This window comes from Streptomyces sp. NPDC056160 (assembly GCF_042268205.1).
In the GTDB taxonomy this organism is placed as follows: domain Bacteria; phylum Actinomycetota; class Actinomycetes; order Streptomycetales; family Streptomycetaceae; genus Streptomyces.
This window is the reverse complement of record NZ_JBHJUW010000007.1, coordinates 1-9,509: the sequence shown is the minus strand read 5'-3', so window position 1 is coordinate 9,509 and position 9,509 is coordinate 1. Positions and strand designations below refer to the sequence as shown.

The 9,509-nt window shown below is 72.4% G+C and carries 5 protein-coding genes; 3 read left to right on the top strand and 2 right to left on the bottom strand.

All coding sequences use genetic code 11. The features are described 5' to 3' along the window. Nucleotides 1-97: 97 nt before the first annotated feature. Together ACFC02_RS04040 and ACFC02_RS04035 are read right to left on the bottom strand one after the other, a co-directional pair. Nucleotides 98-595: a hotdog fold thioesterase gene (locus ACFC02_RS04040; protein WP_376351820.1), complete on the bottom strand. Its 498-nt coding sequence runs from the start codon at nucleotides 593-595 to the stop codon at nucleotides 98-100. Between the two features lie 50 nt (nucleotides 596-645). Further along, nucleotides 646-2,925 carry an FdhF/YdeP family oxidoreductase gene (locus ACFC02_RS04035; protein ID WP_376351817.1) on the bottom strand — a complete coding sequence of 760 codons (2,280 nt, stop codon included), beginning with the start codon at nucleotides 2,923-2,925 and terminating at the stop codon, nucleotides 646-648. Between the two features lie 460 nt (nucleotides 2,926-3,385). Between ACFC02_RS04035 and polA the strand changes: the two genes are divergently transcribed. From polA to ACFC02_RS04020, 3 genes are all read left to right on the top strand, one after another. After that, the gene (gene polA / locus ACFC02_RS04030; protein WP_376351815.1) at nucleotides 3,386-6,112 is read left to right on the top strand and encodes a DNA polymerase I; all 2,727 of its coding nucleotides are present in this window, start codon (nucleotides 3,386-3,388) and stop codon (nucleotides 6,110-6,112) included. A gap of 391 nt (nucleotides 6,113-6,503) precedes the next feature. Then, on the top strand, nucleotides 6,504-6,920 hold the full coding sequence (locus ACFC02_RS04025; RefSeq protein ID WP_376351812.1) for a hypothetical protein: 417 nt from the start codon (nucleotides 6,504-6,506) through the stop codon (nucleotides 6,918-6,920). Between the two features lie 730 nt (nucleotides 6,921-7,650). After that, nucleotides 7,651-9,450 (top strand): lytic murein transglycosylase, encoded by a 1,800-nt coding sequence (locus ACFC02_RS04020; protein WP_376351810.1) that lies wholly within the window; start codon nucleotides 7,651-7,653, stop codon nucleotides 9,448-9,450. The last annotated feature ends 59 nt before the right edge of the window (nucleotides 9,451-9,509 follow it).

Here is a 9,509-nt window from a genome sequence, read left to right as displayed (position 1 = left end):
GGGCGCGGCGGGGGCGTGGTTGCCCGGGGGTGGGGTAAACCCACGGGGTGGGGGTGGGGGGGGGGGGGGGGCCGCCCCCCCCCCCCCCGACCCCGCGTCAGTTCGCGGCCGGGACGGCCGGGACCTGTTCGGCGTCCGCCGGCCGCACCTCGCGCAGCAGGCAGGTCAGGCGTGCGCTGCACACACGCCGTCCCTGCTCGTCGCTGATGACGATCTCGTACGTGGTCGTCGAGCGCCCCCGGTGGAGTGGGGTGGCCACGCCGGTGACCAGGCCGGAGCGCACGCCGCGGTGGTGGGTGCAGTTCAGGTCGACGCCGACGGCGATCTTGGAGCTGCCGCCGTGCAGCATGGCGCCGACGGACCCCAGGGTCTCGGCCAGCACGGCGGAGGCGCCGCCGTGCAGCAGCCCGTACGGCTGGGTGTTGCCCTCCACCGGCATGGTGGCGACGACGCGCTCCGCGGACGCCTCGACGATCCGGACGCCCATGCGGGTCCCGAGGTGCCCGGCAGAGAACAGGGCGGGCAGGTCGACGCCGAGGGCGGCGTACTCGTCGATGACCTCCTGCGGGAACTTCACGTCGTGCTGCTCGCCCATGGGTCCGGCTCCGTTCGTCGTCGATCGGCACTGCTTCGCTGAGCAAACGCTCAGTCGGCCGCCGATTGTTCCAGACGCACCACGACGGACTTGCTGGCCGGGGTGTTGCTGGTGTCCGCGGTGGCGTCCAGCGGCACCAGGACGTTGGTCTCCGGGTAGTACGAGGCCGCGCACCCGCGCGCGGTCGGGTAGTGCACCACCCGGAAGCCGCGCGCCCGCCGCTCCACGCCGTCCTTCCACTCGCCGACCAGGTCGACGTACGACCCGTCGGCCACCCCGAGCGAGCGCGCGTCCTCGGGGTTGACCAGCACCACCCGCCGTCCGTTCTTGATGCCCCGGTAGCGGTCGTCGAGGCCGTAGATCGTGGTGTTGTACTGGTCGTGCGAGCGCAGCGTCTGCAGCAGCAGCCGGCCCTCGGGCAGTTCGGGGAACTCCACCGGCGCGGCCGTGAAGTTGGCCTTGCCGGTGGCCGTCGGGAAGCGGCGCTCGTCGCGGGGGGCGTGCGGCAGGGCGAAGCCGCCGGGGTCGGCCACGCGTGCGTTGAAGTCCTCGAAGCCGGGGATCACGCGGGCGATGCGGTCGCGGACGGTGGCGTAGTCCCTCTCGAACTCCTCCCACGGCACCACGCTGTCCTCGCCCAGCACCCGGCGGGCCAGCCGGCACACGATGGCCGGCTCGGACAGCAGGTGCCGGCTCGCGGGCTGAAGCCGGCCGCGGGAGGCGTGCACCATGCCCATGGAGTCCTCGACCGTGACGAACTGCTCGCCGCCGCTCTGGAGGTCCCGCTCGGTGCGGCCGAGGGTGGGCAGGATCAGCGCACGCGCGCCCGTGACGGCGTGCGAGCGGTTGAGCTTGGTCGACACGTGCACGGTCAGCCGGGCCCTGCGCATGGCCGCCTCGGTGACGTCGGTGTCGGGGGAGGCGGAGACGAAGTTGCCGCCCATCGCGAAGAACACCTTCGCCTCGCCGTCGCGCAGGGCGCGGATGGCGCGCACGACGTCGTAGCCGTGCTCGCGCGGCGGGTCGAAGCCGAACTCCTTCTCCAGCGCGTCGAGGAAGGCCGGGGCGGGGCGCTCGAAGATGCCCATCGTGCGGTCGCCCTGCACGTTGGAGTGGCCGCGCACGGGGCACACGCCCGCGCCGGGACGCCCGATGTTGCCGCGCAGCAGCAGGAAGTTGACCACCTCGCGGATGGTCGGTACGGAGTGCTTGTGCTGGGTCAGGCCCATCGCCCAGCACACGATGGTGCGCCTGGAGGCGAGCACCATCTCCAGCGTGCGGTCGATCTCCGCGCGCGTGAGGCCGGTCGCGGCGAGCGTCTCGTCCCAGTCGGCGGCACGGGCGGCGGCGGCGAACTCCTGGTAGCCGTGGGTGTGCTCGCGGACGAACAGCTCGTCCACGGCGCCCTCGGTGTCGAGGATCAGTTTGTTGAGGAGGCGGAAGAGGGCCTGGTCGCCGCCGATGCGGATCTGCAGGAACAGGTCGGTGAGGGCGGCGCCGGCGGCCAGCCCCTTGGGGGTCTGCGGGTTCTTGAACCGCTCCAGGCCCGCCTCGGGCAGCGGATTGACGCTGATGATCCGCGCGCCGTTCGCCTTGGCCTTCTCCAGGGCGGAGAGCATGCGGGGGTGGTTCGTCCCCGGGTTCTGGCCGGCCACGATGATCAGGTCGGCCTGGTAGAGGTCCTCCAGCAGGACGCTGCCCTTGCCGATGCCGATCGTCTCCGACAGGGCCGAGCCCGAGGACTCGTGGCACATGTTGGAGCAGTCGGGCAGGTTGTTCGTGCCCAGCTCCCGGGCGAACAGCTGGTAGAGGAACGCCGCTTCGTTGCTGGTGCGGCCCGAGGTGTAGAAGACGGCCTCGTCGGGGGAGGAGAGGGCGGCGATCTCCTCGGCGACGATGTCGAAGGCCCGCTCCCAGGTGACCGGCTCGTAGCGGTCGGCGCCCTCCGGCAGGTACATGGGGTGGGTCAGCCGTCCCTGCTGCCCCAGCCAGTACCCGCTGCGGGCCGCCAGGTCGGCCACGGGGTGCGCGGCGAAGAACTCCGGGGTGACCCGGCGCAGGGTGGCCTCCTCGGCGACCGCCTTCGCGCCGTTCTCGCAGAACTCCGCGGTATGCCGGTGCTCCGGCTCGGGCCAGGCGCAGCCGGGACAGTCGAAGCCGTCCTTCTGGTTCACCCGCAGCAGGGTCAGCGCGGTGCGCTTCACACCCATCTGCTGCTGGGCCATGCGCAGGGAGTGCCGCACCGCGGGGAGCCCGGCCGCCGCGTGCTTCGGCCCGTCTACCTGCGGCGCGTCCTGGACCGGATCACCCTTGGGCGGCTTGGTGGCCATCGCACGCTCTCCTTCGACTGCGCGAGTGCTGTTCCCCGGGACGGACTCCGCGGCCGCGCCCCGACCAGGGCGCCGCGGGCCGCATCCCGGACGCCTCCGATCCTCGCACGCGGCAGTGACAGCGCTCCCGCCCGGGGATGCCCCGGGGGCATTCCGGGGCTACGAAGGCGGGGGAGAGGGGGCTGGGGCGAGGTTCGAGCGGGGGTGAGCCGTGCGTTCCTCGGCTGGTGCTGGTGCCGACTTCTGATTCTGGTTCTGCGGGGCGGCGGGGCAGGGTACGTACGCCGGGGCCGGTCGGCCATGTGCGGCGGCGTACCGGCCGCCCCGGCGTGGCTGGTGCCGCGTCCGACGTCCTCGGCGCGGGCGCTCCGGCCCGCGCCGCTCCGGCATGTCCTGCGCCGGCCTCCCCGTCGCGGAGCGCGTCCGCCGACTGTCAGTGGGTCGTGGCAGGATCGGGGACGTGGCAGAAACAGCATCGAAGAAGACCGACACCACCCCCGGCGGCACCCGTCCGCGGCTGATGCTCATGGACGGGCACTCGCTGGCCTACCGCGCGTTCTTCGCGCTGCCCGCGGAGAACTTCACCACCGCGACGGGCCAGCCGACGAACGCGATCTACGGCTTCGCGTCGATGCTGGCGAACACCTTGCGTGACGAGGCGCCCACGCACTTCGCCGTGGCGTTCGACGTCTCCCGCAAGACCTGGCGCTCGGAGGAGTTCACCGAGTACAAGGCGAACCGCTCCAAGACGCCGGACGAGTTCAAGGGCCAGGTGCAGCTGATCTGCGAGCTGCTCGACGCGATGCACGCCTCCCGCTTCGCCGTCGACGGGTTCGAGGCGGACGACATCATCGCCACGCTCGCCACCCAGGCCGAGGCCGCGGGTTTCGAGGTCCTGATCGTCACCGGCGACCGCGACTCCTTCCAGCTGGTCTCGGAGCACACCACGGTGCTCTACCCGACCAAGGGTGTCTCCGAGCTGACCCGGTTCACCCCGGAGAAGGTCGTCGAGAAGTACGGGCTGACGCCGGCGCAGTACCCGGACTTCGCGGCGCTGCGCGGCGACCCGTCGGACAACCTGCCGGGCATCCCGGGCGTGGGCGAGAAGACGGCGGCGAAGTGGATCAACCAGTTCGGTTCGTTCGCCCAGCTCGTCGAGCGTGTCGAGGAGGTCAAGGGCAAGGCCGGGCAGAATCTGCGCGACCACCTGGAGGCCGTCAAGCTCAACCGCCGCCTCACCGAACTGGAGCGCGGCGTCGAGCTGCCCAAGACCGTCACCGACCTCGCCAGGACCGCGTACGACCGCAAGGCCGTCGCGATGGTCCTGGACACCCTGGAGATCCGTAACCCGTCACTGCGCGAGCGGCTCTTCGCCGTCGACCCGGGTGCCGAGGAGGCCGAGGCCACCCCGATCGCGGCGGAAGGCGTCGAGCTGGACGGCACGGTGCTCGGCACCGGCGAGCTGACCGGCTGGCTCGCCGAGCACGGCACGCAGGCCCTGGGTGTCGCCACCGTCGACGCCTGGGCGCTGGGCGCGGGGTCGGTCGCCGAGGTAGCGCTTGCCGCCGCCGGCGGTGCCGCCGCCTGGTTCGACCCGTCCCAGCTCGACGAGGCCGACGAGCAGGCGTTCGCCGGCTGGCTGGCCGACGCCGACCGGACCAAGGTCTTCCACAACGCCAAGGGCGCCATGCGGGTCCTCGCCGAGCACGGCTGGAGCGTGGCGGGCGTCACCATGGACACCGCGCTCGCCGCCTACCTGGTGAAGCCCGGCCGCCGCTCCTTCGACCTGGACGCGCTCTCCCTGGAGTACCTGCACCGCGAGCTGGCCCCCGCGGCGGCGGCCGACGGCCAGCTGGCGTTCGGCGCGGACGATGCCGCCGAGGCCGAGGCCCTGATGATCCAGGCCCGCGCCATCCTCGACCTGGGGGAGGCCTTCGAGGACAGGCTCCAGGAGGTCGGTGCCGCGGACCTGCTGCGCGACATGGAGCTGCCCACCTCCGCACTGCTGGCCCGCATGGAGCGCAACGGCATCGCCGCCGACCGCGCCCACCTCGAAGCCATGGAACAGACGTTCGCCGGAGCGGTGCAGCAGGCCGTGAAGGAGGCCCACGCGGCGGCCGGGCACGAGTTCAACCTCGGCTCGCCCAAGCAGCTCCAGGAGGTCCTCTTCGGCGAGCTGGCCCTGCCCAGGACCAAGAAGACCAAGACCGGCTACACCACCGACGCCGACGCCCTGGCCTGGCTGGCCGGGCAGACGGACAACGAGCTGCCGGTGATCATGCTCCGCCACCGCGAGCAGGCGAAGCTGCGCGTCACCGTCGAGGGCCTGATCAAGACCATCGCGACGGACGGCCGTATCCACACGACGTTCAACCAGACGGTCGCCGCGACCGGCCGCCTGTCGTCGACGGACCCCAACCTGCAGAACATCCCCGTCCGTACCGACGAGGGCCGTGCCATCCGCCGCGGCTTCGTGGTCGGCGAGGGCTTCGAGTCGCTGATGACGGCTGACTACAGCCAGATCGAGCTGCGGGTCATGGCCCACCTCTCGGAGGACGCGGGGCTGATCGAGGCGTTCACCTCCGGCGAGGACCTGCACACCACGGCGGCCTCGCAGGTCTTCGCCGTCGAGCGCTCGGCGGTCGACGCGGAGATGCGCCGCAAGATCAAGGCCATGTCGTACGGCCTGGCGTACGGCCTGTCAGCCTTCGGCCTCTCCCAGCAGCTGAACATCGAGGCCGCCGAGGCCCGTACGCTGATGGACGCCTACTTCGAGCGGTTCGGCGGGGTACGGGACTATCTGCGCCGGGTGGTGGACGAAGCGCGGGCGACCGGCTACACCGAAACCCTGTTCGGCCGGCGCCGCTATCTCCCCGACCTCAACAGCGACAACCGGCAGCGCCGGGAGATGGCGGAGCGGATGGCCCTGAACGCCCCGATCCAGGGCACCGCGGCCGACATCGTCAAGATCGCCATGCTCCACGTGGACCGGGCGCTGCGCGAGGGCGGCCTGAAGTCCCGCATGCTGCTCCAGGTCCACGACGAAATCGTCCTGGAGATCGCCCCGGGCGAGCGTGCGGCGGCGGAGGAGATCGTCCGCCGCGAGATGTCCGGCGCGGTCCGGCTCAGGGCGCCTCTGGACGTCTCCGTGGGCGTGGGTCCGGACTGGGAGTCGGCGGCACACTGAGGCCGTCGTGGCCGTCGTGGCCGGGGCGACCGACGCGGCCGGGGCGCCCACCGGCTGTTCCTGGAGGCCGGGTGCCCCCGGTGCCGGCTCTGTCGGGCTGAGGGACGTCCGGGGCCCTTCCTGAGCGGGGCCGGCCGGGGTGTCCCTGACTGGGTGCCCGGGCCCTCCTGGACGGGGCGGGCCCCGGTTTCGCTGGACGAGGACGCTGGCAGCCTCCCCGCTGGGCGCCCGGGGCTGTCCCGGACGCGGGAGACCCGGGTCGCCTGCCCCGGGAGGGGACGTCTGAGCCTGTCTGGCTCCGGGGGCCCGCGGCCGGTGGCAACGGCGTGGTCATCACTCACGTGGCCCCCGCAGAGGCGCAGCGGCCACCCCGGCCCGCCAGGATCTGGGCATGGGTATACGCATGCTCAACCACCGGCCGGCGGTATCCCACACAGCCGTCGGCGCGGCCCCCGCCGCGCCGCCGCCCCCGCCGGTTCCGGCTCTCGCGGCCGACGCAAGCACCGCCCGCATCCCGACCGACTTCGCGGTCGCCCTCCGGCGCGCCACGAGAGACCTCCGCCGTCGGCTCACCCCGGGCGCGCGACATCCCTGGCCCCTGTGGGCCGACGTCACCCGCGGTTACCTCGCGCTCTTCCTCGCCCGTCTCCCGCGTCCGGTCCCCGCCCGCACCGTCACCGTCTTCGTCGTGGCCGCGACCACGGTCCCCGGCCACGCGAGCGGTCTGCCGCGCCGGGAACCGCGGTCCCGCACAGATCGGCAGGACGGTCAGGACCACCGCAAGAGGCCCGGCCACCGCGACCGCTAGCCGAAAGCCGTAACCGCAGCCGTAACCGCAGCCGTAGCGGTAGCCAAAATCAGGAGCCGGAAGCCGGAAGCCGGAAGCCGGAAGCCGGAAGCCGGAGCCGGGAGCCGGGAGCCGCGTCGCGGGCCGACGGCCGCTCACCAGCCGACCGCGTCGGAAACCTGTCCGCCCGGTTTCCCGCCCCTCGCCCCACTCATCTCCAACGTGCTCGCCCCCCCTCCGCCCGCCCTCGAGCTCCCCACTCGGCCGCCGCGGGGCCCGTAGCAGTGCGCGGACAAGGAAGCCGGTGACTGTCATCGCGGCACCGTCCCGGGCCTCCGTCACCGCGGGGCCTCCACCGCCACCGAGCCTCCACCGCCACCGAGTCTCGGCTACCGCCGGGCCGTTACCGCCGCCGAGCCTCCACCGCTCCCGAGCCTCCGCACCCGACCGGCAACGGAACCTCCCGGACCCCGTTGCCAGGCCGCGCCGCCCGGCTGACCAGCCCGCCGCCACGGAGAGGGAGAGGTGAGGCGAGGAGCCGCAGTCCCGAGCCCCGTACGCCCGAAGGCGGCCAACCGGTGGAAACCGGGCACGAACCGCTGCCGCCGCAAAGGAAGTTGTCGTAGGGTCACCTGGGTCGTGCATCCGGAAAGCTCCACGAGGGCAACCAGTACCGCGAGTCAACCGTCACAACAGGGCGAACAGGCAAGTACAGAGGGACGCTCGGGCGTTCACGGGAGGGGTTCACTCCATGGCGGCGCATTTCGGCAGGAGGCTGTACAAGGGAGCGGCGACCACGGCCGTGGCCGCGGTCGCGGTCGCGGCACTCTCCGCTTCCGAGGCTCCCGGCGTGACGGTCAGCGACGAGGGAAGACAGCCCGCTGCCGGTGCGACGTCGGTCCCCGACACCCCCGTCGGCGACACCGCCACCGGTGACACGCAGTACTACACGGACCTCCCGCCGCTGCACAGCCCCGACCCGGTCCCCACCGCCGGCACCCCGGCCGCCAAGACCCCGGCCGAGGCGGGCATACCCGCGACGGTGCTCGACGCCTACAAGAAGGCCGAGGCCGAGCTGCGCGCCTCCAGGCCGGGGTGCAACCTGCCCTGGCAGTTGCTCGCCGCGATCGGCCGGGTCGAGTCGGGCCAGGCGCGCGGCGGTCAGGTGGACGCGAACGGCACGACGCTCACACCGATCCTCGGCCCCGTGCTCAACGGAAGCGGCTTCGCGAACATCAGCGACACCGACCACGGCCTGTACGACGGCGACAGCACCTACGACCGTGCCGTCGGACCCATGCAGTTCATCCCCTCCACCTGGGAGTGGGCCGGCCGGGACGGCAACGGCGACGGCAAGAAGGACCCCAACAACGTCTACGACGCCGCCCTCGCCACCGGCCACTACCTGTGCCGCAACGACTGGGACCTGTCCGACCAGGCCGACCTGAACAGCGCGATCCTCAGCTACAACCACTCGCAGGAGTACCTGAACACCGTCCTGACGTGGCTGGAGTACTACCGCAGGGGCACCCACTCGGTTCCCGACGGCACCGGTCAGCTGCCGGTCCACCGCAGCGACACGACGGGGACCCACCCCGGGCCGTTCACCACCACCCGGCCCCCGTACTCCCCGACGACCGGTCAGGAGCCGAATAATTCGGGCAAGTCGGGTACTCCGGGTGCCCCGGGCAAGCCGGGTACGCCGAGCACTCCGGCCAAGCCGAGCACTCCCGGCAAGCCCGGAGGTACCCCGAGCCGGCCGTCCCCGCCGTCCAAGCCGCCCAGGACACCTCCCACGAGGCCCACCACGCCTCCCACGCCCACCGACACGGTGGACCACCTGGAGGACGCCGGCACGGACCCGCTCACCGCGCGGGCGGGCGACGCCTTCGCGGAGAAGGTCAGCACCCGCGCCGAGACCAAGGAGGGCAAGGCGGTCGCCAAGGTCAGGGTCCGGTTCGTGATCACCGGTGACACGGACACCACCTTCACCGGGGGCGAGAAGGTCGCCACGGTGGTCACCGACGCCTCGGGCGTGGCCCACGCCCCGGTGCTCCAGGCGGGCGAGAAGACGGGGGACTTCACCGTCCGCGCCGTGGTCGTCGGACGCACGGTCTCCGCGCTCCAGTACAAGGCGACGGTCACCGAACGCGCCGCCGACGCGCTCGTCCGCACCGACGACACCCCGCAGGTCTGCACCCCGGGCGCTGAGTTCGCCGACCAGGTCGAGGTCAAGGCCACCTACAAGGGCGCCGTCGCCGACGAGGTCGCTGCCACCGCCACCCTCGTCAAGTCCGCCGACGACCCCACCGAGATCGACAAGGGCCCCTACTTCAAGGACGCCGACGGCAAGCCCGTACGCACTCTGAAGGATCTCCGGACGGACGCCAAGGGAGTGCTGAAGCTGCCGAAGCTGTACGCGGACGACACCACCGGCACCTTCCTGCTCCGCATCACCACCACCGGCGGCGCGACGCTGACCGTGGAACTGAAGGTGGCGGCGGCCGACACCACCGCCGAACCGTCGCCGAGCCCGTCCGCGTCCTCGTAGTCTCCGAACGGAGTCCCCGAAGCGTCGTCGAGCGGCGTCCGCACCGCGTGGTCCACGCG

Bases quoted from the DNA above. Each gene is read 5' to 3' on its own strand.
- ACFC02_RS04025 (WP_376351812.1), top strand. From the start codon at position 6,504: ATGGGTATACGCATGCTCAACCACCGGCCGGCGGTATCCCACACAGCC.
- ACFC02_RS04040 (WP_376351820.1), bottom strand. From the start codon at position 595: ATGGGCGAGCAGCACGACGTGAAGTTCCCGCAGGAGGTCATCGACGAG.
- ACFC02_RS04020 (WP_376351810.1), top strand. From the start codon at position 7,651: ATGGCGGCGCATTTCGGCAGGAGGCTGTACAAGGGAGCGGCGACCACG.
- ACFC02_RS04035 (WP_376351817.1), bottom strand. From the start codon at position 2,925: ATGGCCACCAAGCCGCCCAAGGGTGATCCGGTCCAGGACGCGCCGCAG.